The organism is Pseudomonas sp. SIMBA_068, from assembly GCF_046534705.1.
Lineage (GTDB): Bacteria > Pseudomonadota > Gammaproteobacteria > Pseudomonadales > Pseudomonadaceae > Aquipseudomonas > Aquipseudomonas putida.
This window is the reverse complement of sequence record NZ_JAWRYI010001728.1, coordinates 1-233: the sequence shown is the minus strand read 5'-3', so window position 1 is coordinate 233 and position 233 is coordinate 1. Positions and strand designations below refer to the sequence as shown.

At 42.9% G+C, this 233-nt stretch carries 1 protein-coding gene; it reads left to right on the top strand.

What is annotated here, in order from left to right; translation table 11 throughout:
• A partial coding sequence (locus SB756_RS35665) for a hypothetical protein (RefSeq protein WP_410913958.1) occupies positions 1-233 on the top strand: 233 nt, incomplete at both ends.

Below are 233 nucleotides of genomic sequence, written 5' to 3'. Positions count from 1 at the left end.
ATGCAAGCTTTCCCTTCTCCTCAACGTGGATATTGGATTTTCATTAAAAGTGATTCAAATCATAGTGGGAGTAAAACGCAGTACATTTATAGCGGAGATATTTGGGTATATGCAGGAGGAGCATCCTCCATAAATGATGCTACCTCAACAGTTAAGGGTGGAATTACATTAAGTGGCGATTTGACGGGCACAGCTTCCCTCCCTCAATTGGCTAAGAACGGTGTTGAAGCAGG